The 15,291-nt window shown below is 45.6% G+C and carries 18 protein-coding genes; 4 read left to right on the top strand and 14 right to left on the bottom strand.

What is annotated here, in order from left to right:
- From AB6E30_RS11320 to fkpA, 9 genes are all read right to left on the bottom strand, one after another.
- Nucleotides 1-287: GTP-binding protein (locus AB6E30_RS11320; RefSeq protein WP_240698135.1), on the bottom strand; the 287-nt coding region annotated here is incomplete at its 3' end.
- Nucleotides 288-434: 147 nt separating this feature from the next.
- Nucleotides 435-2,531 carry an elongation factor G gene (gene fusA, locus AB6E30_RS11315; protein WP_017061101.1) on the bottom strand — a complete coding sequence of 699 codons (2,097 nt, stop codon included), beginning with the start codon at nt 2,529-2,531 and terminating at the stop codon, nt 435-437.
- 166 nt (nt 2,532-2,697) lie between these two features.
- Nucleotides 2,698-3,168, bottom strand: coding sequence for a 30S ribosomal protein S7 (rpsG, locus tag AB6E30_RS11310; protein WP_010435163.1), 471 nt, complete (start codon nt 3,166-3,168; stop codon nt 2,698-2,700).
- Between the two features lie 107 nt (nt 3,169-3,275).
- The gene (rpsL, locus tag AB6E30_RS11305) at nt 3,276-3,650 is read right to left on the bottom strand and encodes a 30S ribosomal protein S12 (protein WP_004737194.1); all 375 of its coding nucleotides are present in this window, start codon (nt 3,648-3,650) and stop codon (nt 3,276-3,278) included.
- 182 nt (nt 3,651-3,832) lie between these two features.
- Nucleotides 3,833-4,108 (bottom strand): sulfurtransferase complex subunit TusB, encoded by a 276-nt coding sequence (gene tusB, locus AB6E30_RS11300; RefSeq protein WP_017063711.1) that lies wholly within the window; start codon nt 4,106-4,108, stop codon nt 3,833-3,835.
- Between the two features lie 8 nt (nt 4,109-4,116).
- Nucleotides 4,117-4,473, bottom strand: coding sequence for a sulfurtransferase complex subunit TusC (gene tusC / locus AB6E30_RS11295; RefSeq protein WP_017063710.1), 357 nt, complete (start codon nt 4,471-4,473; stop codon nt 4,117-4,119).
- The gene (gene tusD / locus AB6E30_RS11290) at nt 4,470-4,859 is read right to left on the bottom strand and encodes a sulfurtransferase complex subunit TusD (protein WP_017063709.1); all 390 of its coding nucleotides are present in this window, start codon (nt 4,857-4,859) and stop codon (nt 4,470-4,472) included. The genes tusC and tusD overlap by 4 nt, the downstream gene beginning before the upstream one ends.
- Entirely contained in the window at nt 4,853-5,578 is a 726-nt protein-coding gene (locus AB6E30_RS11285; protein ID WP_004729851.1) for a transcriptional regulator, read from the bottom strand. Before AB6E30_RS11285 ends, tusD begins: the two co-directional genes overlap by 7 nt.
- Before the next feature lie 205 nt (nt 5,579-5,783).
- Nucleotides 5,784-6,560 carry an FKBP-type peptidyl-prolyl cis-trans isomerase gene (gene fkpA / locus AB6E30_RS11280; RefSeq protein ID WP_017061105.1) on the bottom strand — a complete coding sequence of 259 codons (777 nt, stop codon included), beginning with the start codon at nt 6,558-6,560 and terminating at the stop codon, nt 5,784-5,786.
- Nucleotides 6,561-6,691: 131 nt separating this feature from the next.
- On the opposite strand from fkpA, the gene AB6E30_RS11275 reads away from it, so the two are divergent.
- Nucleotides 6,692-7,669: a WD40 repeat domain-containing protein gene (locus AB6E30_RS11275; RefSeq protein ID WP_372083272.1), complete on the top strand. Its 978-nt coding sequence runs from the start codon at nt 6,692-6,694 to the stop codon at nt 7,667-7,669.
- Nucleotides 7,670-7,674: 5 nt separating this feature from the next.
- Complete coding sequence (locus AB6E30_RS11270) at nt 7,675-7,902, top strand: SlyX family protein (RefSeq protein WP_009848930.1); 228 nt, start codon at nt 7,675-7,677, stop codon at nt 7,900-7,902.
- A 180-nt stretch (nt 7,903-8,082) separates the two neighbouring features.
- Here AB6E30_RS11270 and AB6E30_RS11265 read toward each other — a convergent pair whose 3' ends face one another.
- The 5 genes from AB6E30_RS11265 to kefG all read right to left on the bottom strand — a co-directional run bounded on the left by AB6E30_RS11265 (nt 8,083) and on the right by kefG (nt 12,675).
- Nucleotides 8,083-9,048: an isoaspartyl peptidase/L-asparaginase family protein gene (locus AB6E30_RS11265; protein WP_372103629.1), complete on the bottom strand. Its 966-nt coding sequence runs from the start codon at nt 9,046-9,048 to the stop codon at nt 8,083-8,085.
- Between the two features lie 217 nt (nt 9,049-9,265).
- Nucleotides 9,266-9,856: a peptidylprolyl isomerase gene (gene slyD / locus AB6E30_RS11260; protein WP_017063705.1), complete on the bottom strand. Its 591-nt coding sequence runs from the start codon at nt 9,854-9,856 to the stop codon at nt 9,266-9,268.
- A 94-nt stretch (nt 9,857-9,950) separates the two neighbouring features.
- Nucleotides 9,951-10,151, bottom strand: coding sequence for a YheV family putative zinc ribbon protein (locus tag AB6E30_RS11255; RefSeq protein WP_029235422.1), 201 nt, complete (start codon nt 10,149-10,151; stop codon nt 9,951-9,953).
- Nucleotides 10,152-10,307: 156 nt separating this feature from the next.
- Nucleotides 10,308-12,104 (bottom strand): glutathione-regulated potassium-efflux system protein KefB, encoded by a 1,797-nt coding sequence (kefB, locus tag AB6E30_RS11250; protein ID WP_017063703.1) that lies wholly within the window; start codon nt 12,102-12,104, stop codon nt 10,308-10,310.
- Nucleotides 12,091-12,675, bottom strand: coding sequence for a glutathione-regulated potassium-efflux system ancillary protein KefG (gene kefG / locus AB6E30_RS11245; RefSeq protein WP_017061111.1), 585 nt, complete (start codon nt 12,673-12,675; stop codon nt 12,091-12,093). The genes kefB and kefG overlap by 14 nt, the downstream gene beginning before the upstream one ends.
- 174 nt (nt 12,676-12,849) lie before the next feature.
- On the opposite strand from kefG, the gene AB6E30_RS11240 reads away from it, so the two are divergent.
- Together AB6E30_RS11240 and AB6E30_RS11235 are read left to right on the top strand one after the other, a co-directional pair.
- On the top strand, nt 12,850-14,772 hold the full coding sequence (locus AB6E30_RS11240) for an ABC transporter ATP-binding protein (protein ID WP_017061112.1): 1,923 nt from the start codon (nt 12,850-12,852) through the stop codon (nt 14,770-14,772).
- Nucleotides 14,769-15,239: a TIGR02444 family protein gene (locus tag AB6E30_RS11235; protein ID WP_017066206.1), complete on the top strand. Its 471-nt coding sequence runs from the start codon at nt 14,769-14,771 to the stop codon at nt 15,237-15,239. Before AB6E30_RS11240 ends, AB6E30_RS11235 begins: the two co-directional genes overlap by 4 nt.
- Nucleotides 15,240-15,291: the final 52 nt, after the last annotated feature.

The raw sequence follows: 15,291 nt of genomic DNA, 5'->3' as shown, positions 1-15,291 counted from the left end.
GCACCAGTGATCATGTTTTTAACATAATCCGCGTGTCCTGGACAGTCTACGTGTGCGTAGTGACGTGCTGGAGTGTCGTACTCAACGTGAGAAGTTGCGATTGTGATACCGCGCTCACGCTCTTCTGGAGCGTTATCGATAGATGCGAAATCTTTAGCAACACCGCCGTATACTTTTGCAAGAGTAGTACAGATAGCAGCAGTTAGAGTTGTTTTACCGTGGTCAACGTGGCCGATAGTACCAACGTTTACGTGCGGTTTCGTACGTTCAAATTTTTCTTTAGACACAATCGTGTTCCTTCCTAGTTATGATTCGCCACGTTCATTATTGAGCGAGACGCGCCAGAAATTGCTATTTTATGCGCCAACTCTCGTTAGCGCAATATTTGGACGCATTGTTCTTTCAAAAAATGAAAAAAAATGCCTTCCTTTTGTTTAACCACGCTCTGCAATGATTGCTTTTGCAACATTGTTAGGCACTTCAGCGTACTCACTAAACTCCATAGAGTAAGAAGCACGACCTTGTGTCGCAGAACGTAAATCAGTTGCGTAACCGAACATGACAGACAACGGAACTTGTGCACGAATTATCTTCAGGCCAGCTGTCCCCTCGTCCATACCTTCGATGATGCCGCGACGACGGTTAATATCGCCAACAACGTCACCCATCCAGTCTTCTGGAGTAGTTACTTCAACTTTCATCATAGGCTCAAGCAGAACCGGTTGCGCTTCAAGTGCACCCGTTCTGAAAGCCATAGAGGCAGCGATTGTAAACGCCATCTCACTTGAATCTGTTTCATGGTAAGAACCATCATATAGTGTAGCTTTGATATCCAAAACTGGATAGCCAGCAAGCACACCATTGTTCATCTGCTCTTCAACGCCTTTAGCAACTGAAGCGATAAACTCTTTCGGTACGATACCATTGGCAATTTCATCCACAAAGACAAAGCCTTCGCCAGCTTCTGATGGTTCTAGTTTCAGCCATACGTGACCGTACTGACCTTTACCACCATGTTCACGGATAAATTTACCTTCCGCTTTCGCTGTACCACGAATAGTCTCACGGTAAGCCACTTGCGGGTTACCAACGTTGCAGTTCACGCTAAATTCGCGCTTCATACGGTCAACGATGATATCTAAGTGTAGTTCACCCATACCAGAAATCAGAGTCTGGCCAGTTTCCGCATCCATATCAACGCGGAACGATGGGTCTTCCGCTGCTAGTTTACCTAGAGCGATAGTCATTTTATCTTGATCAGCTTGAGAGCTTGGCTCTACAACGATCTGAATAACTGGGTCTGGGAACTCCATGCGCTCAAGAACAATCTTATGGTTCTGGTCACAAAGGGTTTCACCAGTAGTTACATCTTTCAGACCAATGATGGCTGCGATGTCACCTGCTCGTACTTCTTTTACTTCTTCACGCTTGTTTGAGTGCATTTGAACAATGCGACCTAAGCGTTCACGTTGTTTCTTCACAGAGTTGTAAGCAGTTTTACCGCTTTCTACAACACCAGAGTAAACACGGATGAAGGTAAGAGTACCAACAAATGGGTCTGTTGCGATCTTAAATGCTAGCGCTGAGAACGGTTCTTTGTCGTCCGCGTGACGCTCTGCTTCATTCTCGTCTTCATCGATACCTTTAATTGCAGGCACATCGACTGGAGAAGGAAGGAAATCAACAACTGCATCTAGAACAGCTTGTACACCTTTGTTTTTGAATGCACTACCACAAGTAGCAAGTACAATTTCATTATTAAGGGTACGAGTACGAAGACCTTGTTTGATTTCAGCTTCTGTTAGTTCACCTTCTTCAAGGTACTTATCCATCAGCTCTTCATTTGCTTCTGCAGCAGCTTCAACAAGTTCTGTACGATATTCTTCAGCCATTTCTTGCATGTCTGCAGGAATATCTTCGTACGTGAAAGTCATGCCTTGGTCAGCTTCGTTCCAGTTAATTGCCTTCATCTTGATAAGATCGACAACGCCTTGGAAGTTTTCTTCAGCACCAATGTTCAGTTGAATTGGAACAGGAGTTGCGCCTAAGCGGTCCTTGATCTGTTCAACTACGCGCAAGAAGTCTGCGCCGGTACGGTCCATTTTATTAACGAAAACCATACGTGGAACTTGGTACTTATCAGCTTGACGCCATACTGTCTCTGACTGAGGTTCAACACCAGATGAGCCACAGAACACAACAACTGCACCATCAAGTACACGCAAAGAACGTTCTACTTCGATTGTGAAGTCAACGTGTCCAGGAGTGTCGATGATGTTGATACGGTGGTCCGAGAACTGAGCTTCCATACCACGCCAAAACGTAGTGGTTGCTGCTGAAGTGATCGTAATACCGCGCTCTTGCTCTTGCTCCATCCAGTCCATGGTTGCTGCACCATCGTGAACTTCGCCGATTTTGTGAGAAAGACCGGTATAGAACAGAATACGTTCACTTGTGGTTGTTTTACCTGCATCTACGTGAGCAACGATACCGATATTACGGTATTGCTCTATAGGAGTTTTACGAGCCACGGTTGAATCCTCTTATTAGAGACTTAGGGACTATTGCTATGTCTAGATTATGCCTTAAAAGCGATGCTTCGCTAAAAATTGCTTGCCCTAGAAATAGCAATAGTTCCTAGCATAAGCATAGGAACTAAAGAAGTGCTGCAAGGAACCTTGCAGCACTAAAAAGGTATTACCAACGGTAATGTGCGAACGCTTTGTTTGCGTCAGCCATGCGGTGAACGTCTTCACGTTTCTTAACCGCAGTACCTTTGTTCTCAGACGCGTCTAGCATTTCAGCAGCTAGGCGTTGAGCCATAGATTTTTCACCACGCTTACGCGCAGCTTCAACTACCCAACGCATAGCAAGAGCGTTACGGCGAACCGGACGAACTTCTACAGGTACTTGGTAAGTTGAACCACCTACACGGCGAGATTTAACTTCTACCGCTGGGCGAACATTTTCAAGAGCTTCTTCAAATACAGCTAAGTGGTCTTTACCAGACTTCTCAGCCATTGAATCTAGTGCAGTGTAAACGATTTTTTCTGCAGTAGATTTCTTTCCGTCAACCATAAGGATGTTAACGAATTTTGCCAGCAATTCAGATTTGAACTTAGGATCTGGAAGGATCTTACGCTGACCTATTACGCGACGACGTGGCATGGATATTCTCCGTTGTCTTCTTCAGGTTTTTTCCAAAACTTTTCAGAATAATAAATAAAATAGTGTTTGGCCTTACTTAACGATTTCTTTTTAAAAAAGAGAATCAATTAAGACTTAGGACGTTTCACACCGTACTTAGAACGACCTTGTTTACGGTCGTTAACGCCAGCACAGTCAAGTGCGCCGCGAACAGTGTGGTAACGAACACCCGGAAGGTCTTTTACACGACCGCCACGGATTAGTACAACACTGTGCTCTTGTAGGTTGTGGCCTTCACCGCCGATGTACGAAGTTACTTCGAAACCGTTAGTTAGACGTACACGACATACTTTACGTAGTGCCGAGTTAGGTTTTTTAGGTGTAGTAGTGTAAACACGAGTACATACACCACGTTTTTGTGGGCACGCTTCTAGTGCAGGCACGTTGCTTTTAACAACTTGCTTTACACGAGGTTTGCGAACCAACTGGTTAATAGTTGCCATTAACTAGCTCCTGAAATTTACTTGAAAGTAAGCTTTGTGAAAAATCTATCCCTAATCACAAGTCGTAATTAGGGACGCAAAATTCTATTCAGCAGTGGGAGGTGTGTCAAGAAATATACAGATCTTTTTTAGCCGTCTAGAGCTCAGGATGGTCTACTTTTAACCAAACTGATAAAACACAGCTACCAAGTGACTGATTTGTCGTTCAAAACCGTCAGTTTAACGAAGCCATCGAAGTCAACTTGATCAATGGTACTTGAGACAAGTAGTTGTAAACCTCGGCTATCGAGATCTGGTTTTAACACCGACACCTGCTCTACTGCGCAGATTTGAGTGAATAACTCATGATTGGGAAGGCAAACATACACCGCATCTTCCACCAAAAGATACTGATCTTGTGGCTGAGAATAGGTCAATGCGAGTTTAAGTTTGTCGACTGATTTTACAATATGAAGCATAGCGTCCCCTAGAAAGTCAGTATCTGTTGGCACTGAGCTAACTTCTGCGTTAACTCGTCGGCTTCAACGGTGGTCACATCGATCAGCAGGTTGTCTGCTGAAAGACCAAACTGACTCAGACTACGCTGACACACATACACCTGTTCGATGTCGTACAGGTCCATAAGCTTGAATGCAGAGATGTAGTCACGCGATAGTGTTTCGTCGGGCTGCTGCGCTTTGAGAAGCTGTGTCACGCCATCGCCAACAAAGAACACGGCAATGTCTTCACTATATGCGGACGCAGCAAGCAGGGCGTCTAACCCTTCTCTACCCGCAGCGGTCGTATGAGGGAAACTGTTAAATATAAAGGCTAACTTTCTCAAAACTGCACAACCCTATCTTGCGTTAGTAGCGCTTCCGATAAGCTCCCTAATCCGGCTTGAGTAAATCCAGTGGCTAGGTTAGAGGCACTTAGTTGATGTTGCTCTGCTTCTTCAGAGCTAATCACTCCGCGTCTTAGCGCAGCTGCCACACAGGTTTCAAGGCTAACATCGTGTTCATCAGCCAGCTTTTGCCAAGCAGAAGCTAAATCAAATTCATCGTTAGCCGGTACGGTAAGGTCTGAGCCGTTACTCACGCCATCTTGATAGAAGAACACACTGTGAAGTTTGTGGCCCTGTTTAATCAGAGCCACGGCAAACTGGTAGGCACTTCTTGCTGACTGTGAGCCATAGACTGGCCCATTCACTAGGAGTGTATAGCTTAGCAACCCTCTTCATCCTCTGTTTTACGTTGGCGGATGTATAGGTACACGGTGTGCTTAGAGATGTTCAGTCGCTCAGCAACGCGGTTGATCGCGTCTTTAATATCGAAAATACCTTTGTCGTACAGCTCCATCACGATCTGACGGTTCTTAGTATTGTTCGATACCGATTTGTCAGCGTTAATTTCTTCAATGGTGCGTTCAACCGTTTGGTCGACAAGTTCTTCAACGTCACTAGCGAAGTTAACCGATGATGCGGCTTCGTCTGCGTCTTGTGTAGGCATGAACGATTGCAGCACTTGTGAGAATGGCGCGTCTAGATTCACGTTAATACACAGTAGGCCAATCACTCGGTCTTCACCGTTGCGGATAGCAACCGTGATCGACTTCATCAACACTCCGCCTTTAGCGCGAGTGAAGTATGAACGTGAGAAGTTACGCTTAGAACCTTCAATATCTTTTAGCATCTTCAATGCAAGATCGGTAATCGGCGAGCCAACCTGACGACCTGTATTTTCGCCGTTGGCAATTTTAATCGCAGAAGTATTGAGGTCTTCTAAAGAGTGCAAAACGATTTCACAAAACGGACCAATAAGGCTCGCAATACCGTCAACAACGGCCTCATAAGATCTTAGAATGATTTTATCGTGTTCACTGAATGGCATAACGTGGACTGATTCCATTTCAAGTAACACATCTGCATTGACTGTTTCTGTAGTAGTCACTTATTCCTTACCTTCGTGTGAAAAATCAACAAATTTATGTAAGTTTATCAGAAAATTTTAATTGCACACCTAGCTAACATTGCAACTAGTGATTTAGAACAAGTTTAAAAATCAAATACTCATCTTCAAATCATAAAAAAAGCCTAACTCAAAGTTAGGCTTTTTATTCAATCAACGTATTTTAGTACGAGGCTTTTAACCGATATTACTGTGCAGGAGCTGCTTCAGCGTTATCGATGTTTAGTAGTTCTACTTCGAATACTAGCGTTGAGTTAGCTGGGATAGTCGGTGTGTCTTGCTCACCGTATGCTAGCTCTGGCGGGATAACGAACTTGTACTTAGAACCAACTTGCATCAGTTGTACGCCTTCAGTCCAGCCTGGGATTACGCGGTTTAGTGGGAATGTTGCTGGTTCACCACGATCGTAAGAGCTGTCGAACTGAGTACCGTCTGTTAGAGTACCTTTGTAGTGTACTTGAACCGTATCAGTGTCTTTTGGAGAAGCACCTTCACCAGCAGTCATTACTTGGTAAAGTAGACCAGATTCAGTTTGCTTAACGCCTTCAGTTTTAGCGAACTCAGCGCGGAAGTCATCACCGGCTTTCTTCACTTCTGCAGATTTTTCTGCCGCTTGTGCTTGCATCGTTTCAGCAACACGCTTGTCTAGAGCTTCAAGAGCTGCGCGAGTTTCTTCTTCGTTCAGTGCAGTTTTCTCTGCGAATACGTCTTCGATACCTTGAAGAACCATATCTTTGTCTAGGTTAATACCTAGCTCGCTTGGCTTATCAATGCTTGTGCTTAGGTAGTTAGCGAAAGATACGCCGATTGCGTATGCCGCTTTGTCGTCTTCTGTTTTAAAGTTTACTGCTTCAACTTTAACTTCTTCAACCTGTGGAGCTTCTGCCTTTGGTTCTTCTTTCTGACAACCAACTGCTAGCATAACCGTTGCGGCAAGCAGTGATACTTTTAAAACTGATTTCATTGAATTCTCCAATTAATGGCCAAGCCATTGGTTATTGTGCACAAATCTAATGATTAGATTGGTGTGAATACGTTAGTTATAACAATATACTAGTCATATGTCTTTCGACACAAACCGGATTATTAGATGTGATGCGAATATTTTTCCACTCATTGCTATGTACAATTGTCATCGCCTTGTTAAATGGATGTTTTTTCTTCCAAGATGATGAGCAACGTTGGGAAATTGAACCCAATGGTACCACCAGCTTTGCCCTTAGCAGAGATGGACGCTTCGCCCTGCTCTACTCTCAGAAAAAACAACTATTGCTTTGGGACCTTGCCGAAAACAAAGAGTTAGCTCAACTCGGCCCACAAGATCAATTAGAAAACCAAGTATCGCGTATCCGTATCTCGGACAATGGCCGCTTTGCCATTACCGCAAGCCAGATGAACTTCGCCGTTTGGGACCTCTCTTGGACTCAAGCACAAGGGCTTTGGTCTATCTCCGATGGCTTAATTCGCGATGTCGATATCTCTAGCAATGGTGAAAAAGTATTGCTTGGCCTGTCTAATGGCAAAGCGATCTATGTGGACTTAGTCACCGGACGCCGTCTTGAGTTCCTTGCTCACCGAGAAAAAGTGAATTCTGTTTCCCTTTCTTCCAATGGTCGCTACGCATTATCAGGTGGCAACGACTATAAAGCCTACCTGTGGGATACCGAGTCAGGCTTGGTATTACGCACCTTTGAGCATGAACAAAGAGTAGTACGAGTCGCGCTACAACGCGATGGTGAACTGGCTTTTACCTCTGATGGCGGCAATCAAGCGATGATTTGGGATCTTGAAACGGGCGAACCTCAAGCGCAATTGCAAAGCTGGTCTCGACAGTTGATTTTTTCGAGTGCTCGTTTTTCTGATGACGGCAGCATGTTGGTGACGGGCACGCCATCCAGCCAAGTGAGTGTGTGGAATACTCAGGATGGCAAACGAATTTCTCGCCACGATGCTGAGCCACTAAAAGATGCTCGCCCTCCTCGTGCGGTAGTGTATGATGCAGCCTTTGATGATAAGAACCGTGTGATATCGGGCACCTCTGCGGGCATTGCCCAAGCTTGGAATGTGGATTAAGAACGATGACAGAAAAGCGAGTTGAACAACTAGAAAGCCGCGTAAATGACCTAGAGTGTCAGCTAGCTTTCCAAGAACAGACCATTGAAGAACTCAATGAAGCGCTTAGCCAACAACAAATGTTAATCACGAGAATGCAAGATCAGATGAAGTTCGTGGTTGGCAAAGTAAAAAATATGGATGGCTCTAATCTAGCTGACGCATCAGAAGAGACGCCACCTCCACACTATTAAGTGCGGTTCAAAATAACCAATTAAATCTAACGACGCATATCGTTAGTTTCTCGTCCTCAATGTGTAAACACATTTCAGGACGGGACATAGAAAACTAAAAGGGCGACAGATACTTATCTGTCGCCCTTTTGTTTATTTCATCTCAGTGAATAAGCTAAAGCCAATTAAGCCGATACCAACTTAGTCGTCGGCATAAATCTTCACTTCAACACGACCTTGAGTATCAACGCTTGCACGATACATTCCTGAGCTGTTCATACCAAAATGTATATCGCCTTGGCCATCGATAGCGATCAAGCCACCTTCTCCACCCATGGTTTTCAATTCACCTTGAATGATCGTTTCACAAGCGGTGTGCACATCTTCTTTCAGATAACGCATTCGTGCTGCGACATCACTGGCGACCATTTTACGTAGGAAGAACTCACCCATCCCGGTTGTTGAGACGGCAACATTGCCATTTTCAGCGATGGTTCCTGCACCAATGATCGGAGAGTCACCCACACGACCGTATTTCTTATTGGTCACGCCACCGGTACTGGTTGCTGCCGCTAAGTTACCCGCTTGGTCTAATGCGACCGCACCAACCGTGCCGTACTTTTTATCGTCAGGGTATTTCTCAGCTTGCTGCTGATCATATTTCGCTTCAGACAGAGCAAAGATGCCTTTCTCTTTCATCGACTGAAGTTGGTCATAGCGGCGCTCAGTAAAGAAGTAGTCTTGCTCGGTAAAGGTGTAGTCATGCTCAAACGCAAACTTCTCGGCACCTTCACCAATCAGCAACACATGGTCGCTTTTCCGCATCACATCACGTGCAAGCTCAATTGGGTTTTTGATATGGCGAACGCCTGCAATCGCACCCGCATCCATTTCGCGACCATGCATAACAGAAGCATCCATCTCAACAAATTCATCATGAGTCAGAACCGAACCTTTACCGGCATTAAAATGCGGGCTGTCTTCCATCACCTTGACTGACGCAACCACTGCATCCAGCGCATCACCACCTGATTGCAGTACTTGATAACCAGCTAAAACTGACTTTTCCAAAGCCTCGGTGATACCCGTTTTTAATTCATCGCTCATTTGCTCTCGTAAGATGGTTCCTGCACCACCATGAATGGCAATTGAAAAAGGCTGTGACATGCAAACTCTCCACTGACGTCGTCTTATAATGTTGTGCTATCAATACCACATCCATGGTTCGATGTCTGATAACGAAAACCAAACTTTTACGAATGCTTAGATTTGCGGACACTTAGTTTGGTAGAGAAAAGCGAGGTCAAAAAGCGAGACTCCTAAACGCAAAAAGCCTCCACAAGGGAGGCTTTCAAGATTCTTAAACTAAACCGTTAATTCGGTATTAGTGAGAACCACAGCTACCGCCGCCGCAGCAGCCGTCTTTTTTCTCTTCACCGTGGTCATGGCCTTCGCCACCACAGCAACCGCCTTCGTGGTCATGATCGTGGTCGTGACCGCCACAGCCGCCTTCTTGGTGTACGTGACCGTGTTGAACTTCTTCTTCAGTCGCTTCACGAACCGCTACAACTTCAACGTCAAACGTTAGAGTTTGGCCAGCTAGCATGTGGTTACCATCAACAACAACTTCGTCGCCATCTACTTCAGTAACTTCAACTGGGATTGGACCTTGGTCAGTATCAGCTAGGAAACGCATGCCAACTTCGATTTGCTCAACACCTTGGAATACGTCTGCAGGAACACGTTGAACTAAGTCATCGTTGTGCTCGCCGTAAGCGTCTTCTGGAGTAACCGTTGCTGAGAACTTGTCGCCAGCTACTTTGCCTTCAAGCTCTTTTTCAAGACCTGTAATTAGGTTGTTGTGACCGTGAAGGTAATCTAGTGGAGCTTCTGCAGTTGATTGGTCAACTACTACGCCATCTTCAAGTTTCACTTGATATGCAACACTAACTACTACGTTCTTTTCAATTTTCATGAGAGCTCCAAGGAGGTTTGGACTAAGCTCGAACAGTTGAGCTTAGGAAAAATTCTGTACCGGGATATTATGGGGATCAATTAACGAAACTCAATCATTCTGGCTTAAAAATACCGATCATTTCTTGATTCGCGTGTTCAGATTTCTCTACAGTTTTCGGTTTACGCTGTTCTGTGAAGTCACAATCGACACATTCCACCAGCTCGATATTATTTTCAATCCACCAACGGAGTGTGTCTTGAGTGTTGCAACTTGGGCAGCTTGCCCCTGCGATAAAGCGTTTTTTCTGTTTCACGTTCATATCCTTTACTGCTCTGGATTCGCGGTTCTTCCCACTCACTTTATTGATAAGTTAAGCAGAGACCGCGTTTATTATTAGGTTAGTTCTATAGTCTGTTATTTCTATGCCCAAGCTCTATTTCTAAGCTCAAGCATGAGTTATCACTTCAAGCTACTGCCAATAGTTTCGAGATTGGTGATCGTTTTCCATCTCGTGTCCAAAGATCTCTTCAAGTTCTTTACGAGCCTCTTTCGCTCTTTGGGCTAACTCGGCATCTTCGTTATGCTGAGGCAGCAACTCTTTCAGCATACCATTATCCAACTTTCTAAAGTGTGCTTCTGCTCGCTTCGCTTTATATGGATGCATGCCAAGTTCAGTCAATGTTTGACGACCTAAATCCAATGCTCCAAGGAAGGTTTCACGCGAATAGTTACTCACACCGTGGTTAAGTAGTTGATACGCTTCAACACGGCTTCGTGCACGCGCCAAGATCTTTAAGCGTGGGAAGTGCTGCTTACATAAATCGACGGTTTTCATGATTTCATCTGGGGAGTCAGTACACAACACAATCGCCTCTGCTTTATCAGCACCGGCTGCGCGTAATAGCTCTAGGTGAGTCGAGTCTCCGTAAAACACCTTGTAGCCGAACTTTCTAAGGATGTGTATTTGGCTGGCATCACTTTCAAGGACAGTGATACGAATCTTGTTGGCATACATCAGACGACCAATGATCTGACCAAAACGACCAAAGCCCGCAATAATCACTCGAGGGCTGCGATCAACCACATCCGAAGACATCGCACTTTCACTGATTTGATTAAGCTGACGTGCAAAGAATCGGTCTTGCAGTTTAAGCATCAATGGCGTGGTCACCATAGAAAGGCTCACAACCACCAGTAAGAACGACACTTGTTCGCCACTTAAGATGCCTTGAGCACTCGCCGCAGTAAAAATAACGAAAGCGAACTCACCACCTTGGCTAAGGATCATCGCCATTCGGCTGCGTGCTTTAGCTTGAGTGCCGAAGATACGAGCCAGCGCATACAGCACCAAACCTTTCAATACGACTAGCGACGACACTGCAATAAGTATTGCGAATGGGCTTTCTGCCAGTAGACCTAGGTTTACCGCCATACCCACAGAGATAAAGAACAGACCAAGCAGTAAACCTTTGAATGGATCAATCGCGATCTCAAGCTCGTGTCGATATTCACTTTCAGCCAGAAGTACGCCCGCTAGGAAGGTACCTAATGCCATCGACAAGCCAATCCGTTGCATGATCACAGCAATACCAATCACAAGTAACAGCGCCGCGACGGTGAATAACTCACGCACACCACTCATCACTACGTATCGGAAAAGTGGTCTCAACAAGAAGTGGCCACCGACCAGTAGGCCAATCACGCCACCCAGCATCCACAGCATGTCAGCCCAGCTACCGCCGGTATTACCCGCAAGTAGAGGCAACATTGCTAGCATTGGAATAACAGCGATATCTTGGAAAAGCAGTACTGCAAAGCCCGACTGCCCTGCTTCTTTGCCGCCGAGCTCTCGCTCTTCAATAACACGCAAGGCAATCGCAGTCGAAGACAGCGCCAAACCCATACCTATCACGAGACTGGTTTGCCAGGTTAATCCAAATAGACAGGCGATGGCGGTAATAATTAGAGTGGTGATCAGCACTTGCGCGCCGCCCAACCCGAGAATGGGGGCTCGCATCTGCCACAGTTTTTTCGGGTTAAGCTCTAAACCAATCAGGAAGAGCAGCAGTACCACCCCGAATTCGGAGAAGTGCAGAATCGCCTCTACATCACTGATTAAGCCCAGCCCCCATGGGCCAATTGCCACACCTGCTAATAGGTAACCGAGGACTGAACCCAAACCAGCGCGCTGTGCGATAGGAACCGCAACCACAGCAGCCGCTAAAAATATAACGCTACTTTGTAGAAAATCATTAGTCAGAGCCATCATCTGCTCCTATATCTTGTAGCGGGTCTCGCAACCAATTTCGATACGCTTCGGCGTGTTGGTAACGCGTCATATCGGTGACATTTCGTGCCCAGTGTAAAACCAAAGGGGATATCCAGTTCATTTGACACAAAGCAGCGGTGAGCTCGAATGGTTGCAAGATCTCTTGTAATGGATATTTATTATAACCTGCGGCACCAAACGCCTCTTCTTTACCACCGGTAGTAATCACACTGCGCCAGTGTTTGCCTTTAAGCGCACTTTGCTCACCAAAAGCAAAGCCCTTGCCTAACACGCGATCAAACCACTCTTTTAACAATGAAGGACAGGAATACATGAACAGAGGATGCTGAAACACGATCACATCGTACTGAAGGAGCAATTCATGCTCATAAGGCACATCAATAAAGAAGTCAGGGTAGATGGCGTAGAGATCATGAACTTTGACATGACCGAGCGACTCTACCTTCTTAACCATCATCTGGTTAGCAATAGAGGTTTGCGGCTCTGGGTGCGCGTAGATGATCAACACCTTTGGCACGACTTTGTCTGTCGAGGGAGTATTACTCATTCCTTTGAAACATTCCTTTGAGGGCTAAACGGTGGCAAGGCCACAAGAATTTAAGCAAAAGTTATTAATATGTTATTGGCATCATAACGCAAATTGCATTGTGATCGACTTTTATCTGGTTTCAGCCTACTATGCAGGCGTCTGTTCACCTCTAATTTCTATGCTATTTCAATTATGATTACTTTCTCTGATATTCAATTGCTACGCGGCGGTAAGCCACTCCTCGACCAAGCATCTGCGACTTTTCACCCTGGCGACAAGATCGGTTTGGTTGGTAAAAACGGCTGTGGTAAATCTACGCTATTCGCCTTAATTAAGGACGAACTGTCTATTGATGCGGGCTCATTCAGCAAACCTGCCCATTGGGAAATGGCTTGGGTTGCTCAAGAAACCCCTGCATTAGAAAGAACAGCAATTGAATACGTGATTGATGGTGACCGTGAATACCGCGGCCTTGAAGATCAACTAGAGAAAGCTGAACAAGCCGACAATGGCACATTGGTAGCAGAGATCCACGGCAAGATTGAAACCATTGGTGGTTACAGCATAAAGGCACGTGCTGCCGAGTTACTGGATGGCCTAGGCTTTAGCCAAGAACAAATGACATGGAACCTGACTCAATTCTCAGGTGGTTGGCGTATGCGTTTGAACCTAGCGCAAGCCCTACTGTGTCGCAGTGACCTACTGCTACTCGATGAGCCTACCAACCACTTGGATTTAGACGCAGTAATGTGGCTAGAGCGTTGGTTACAAAGCTACCCTGGCACGCTAGTGCTTATCTCGCACGATAGAGACTTCTTAGACCCTATCGTCAACCGCATCGTGCACGTTGAAAACCAACAGCTCAATGAGTACACGGGTAACTACTCATCGTTCGAAACCCAACGAGCGCAAAAACTGATTCTGCAACAAGCGATGTACCAAAAGCAGCAGAAACAGATGTCTCACATGCAGAGCTACATTGACCGTTTCCGTTACAAAGCTTCAAAGGCTCGCCAAGCGCAAAGCCGTATTAAAGCGCTAGAGAAAATGGAACAAGTGCTGCCTGCTCAGTTTGATAACCCATTCAGCTTTGAATTTAGAGAACCAGACGCACTACCAAACCCAATCATGATGATGGATGAAGTATCAGCGGGCTATGATGACAATCTGATTCTAGAAAAGATTCGCTTGAACCTAGTACCGGGCAGTCGTATTGGTTTGCTTGGCCGAAATGGCGCTGGTAAATCAACACTGATTAAACTGCTTTCTGGCGAACTGAAACAGCAAGGCGGTGAACTGAGTTATTCGCAAGGCGTTAAGATTGGTTACTTTGCACAGCACCAGTTAGAAACGTTGCACCCAGAAGAAACACCGCTGCAGCACATGATGCAGATTGCCCCTAAACACACCGAGCAACAATTGCGTGATTACCTAGGTAGCTTCGGTTTCCAAGGTGAAAAAGCACTTGATAAAGTAGCACCCTTCTCAGGTGGTGAAAAAGCGCGTTTAGTATTAGCGCTACTGGTATGGCAAAAACCAAACCTGTTGCTACTCGATGAACCAACCAACCACTTGGATCTCGACATGCGTCAAGCGCTGACTTTTGCCCTGCAGACATTTGAAGGCGCAATGGTTATCGTATCGCACGACCGTTACCTACTGCGTGCGACTACCGATGATTTATACCTTGTACACGACCGCCAAGTCGCACCGTTTGATGGTGACTTAAGCGATTACTACAAGTGGCTAACCGAGCAGCAGAAAGTTGAGCGCAAAGAAGCACAAGCATTGGCACCAGCCAAAGACGGCGCCAACAGTGCAGCAGCGAAAAAAGAGCAGAAACGTAAAGAAGCCGAGTTCCGTAAACTGACGGCACCACTTCGTAAAAAGCTCACTCAATTTGAAAAGCAGATGGATAAATTAACGCAGGCTCTTGAAGAAGCTGAGCAAGAATTATCCGACACATCACTGTATGAAGCTGAAAATAAGGCTAAACTGAATAAAGTACTCGCTCTCCAAGCGAGCAGTAAGTCACAGCTAGAAGAAGTTGAAATGGATTGGATGTCCACTCAAGAAGAGCTTGAGCAGATGGAACAGGATATGGATAGCTTATGAGCCCAGAGCACGCCCCAATATCACTAACACTGGAACGACTATGGCAATTTAGCCTTCAGTATTACAGTGTGCGCGGTGTAAAGGATGCGTGCTTAGCTTTGCAAAACCAGTTCCACGGCAACGTCAATCTACTGCTGCTTCTCAAATGGCTTGATGAGCAGCAATTGTCTTTTGCTGAAGAAGAGTGGCATAAAGTTCAACAGTGTTTAAGCCGCTCTGAAACCCTGCTTCATAGCTATCGAGAGCTACGTAAACATCTCAAAGCACACGTTGTCGACTCTCTATACCGTGAAGCGCTAAAGTTTGAGTTACAGCTTGAAAAGCAACAACAGTCCGATCTGGTCGACTGTATAAACTCCCTACAACTGTACGCTAACCAGCAATCACCGCTCACTTTTCAGTACTGTCGTTTATTAGGGGCTGAAAACCTCTGCGACGCTTTTTCTGAACCAGCACCACAGCCCTAGCTCGTTCTCTTTCCCTTTTATTCAATCAAGATCCAAGCTTAACCTTGATATT

Origin of the sequence: Vibrio sp. 10N.247.311.12 (assembly GCF_041467515.1) — a bacterium.
In the GTDB taxonomy this organism is placed as follows: Bacteria; Pseudomonadota; Gammaproteobacteria; order Enterobacterales; family Vibrionaceae; genus Vibrio; species Vibrio crassostreae_C.
Note: the sequence above shows the minus strand (reverse complement) of the source record. Positions and strands in the feature narration are given on the sequence as shown.

Bases quoted from the DNA above. Each gene is read 5' to 3' on its own strand.
- rpsG (WP_010435163.1), bottom strand. From the start codon at position 3,168: ATGCCACGTCGTCGCGTAATAGGTCAGCGTAAGATCCTTCCAGATCCT.
- rpsL (WP_004737194.1), bottom strand. From the start codon at position 3,650: ATGGCAACTATTAACCAGTTGGTTCGCAAACCTCGTGTAAAGCAAGTT.
- tusB (WP_017063711.1), bottom strand. From the start codon at position 4,108: ATGCTTCATATTGTAAAATCAGTCGACAAACTTAAACTCGCATTGACC.
- fkpA (WP_017061105.1), bottom strand. From the start codon at position 6,560: ATGAAATCAGTTTTAAAAGTATCACTGCTTGCCGCAACGGTTATGCTA.
- AB6E30_RS11275 (WP_372083272.1), top strand. From the start codon at position 6,692: ATGCGAATATTTTTCCACTCATTGCTATGTACAATTGTCATCGCCTTG.
- AB6E30_RS11270 (WP_009848930.1), top strand. From the start codon at position 7,675: ATGACAGAAAAGCGAGTTGAACAACTAGAAAGCCGCGTAAATGACCTA.
- AB6E30_RS11265 (WP_372103629.1), bottom strand. From the start codon at position 9,048: ATGTCACAGCCTTTTTCAATTGCCATTCATGGTGGTGCAGGAACCATC.
- slyD (WP_017063705.1), bottom strand. From the start codon at position 9,856: ATGAAAATTGAAAAGAACGTAGTAGTTAGTGTTGCATATCAAGTGAAA.
- kefB (WP_017063703.1), bottom strand. From the start codon at position 12,104: ATGGCTCTGACTAATGATTTTCTACAAAGTAGCGTTATATTTTTAGCG.
- kefG (WP_017061111.1), bottom strand. From the start codon at position 12,675: ATGAGTAATACTCCCTCGACAGACAAAGTCGTGCCAAAGGTGTTGATC.
- AB6E30_RS11240 (WP_017061112.1), top strand. From the start codon at position 12,850: ATGATTACTTTCTCTGATATTCAATTGCTACGCGGCGGTAAGCCACTC.
- AB6E30_RS11235 (WP_017066206.1), top strand. From the start codon at position 14,769: ATGAGCCCAGAGCACGCCCCAATATCACTAACACTGGAACGACTATGG.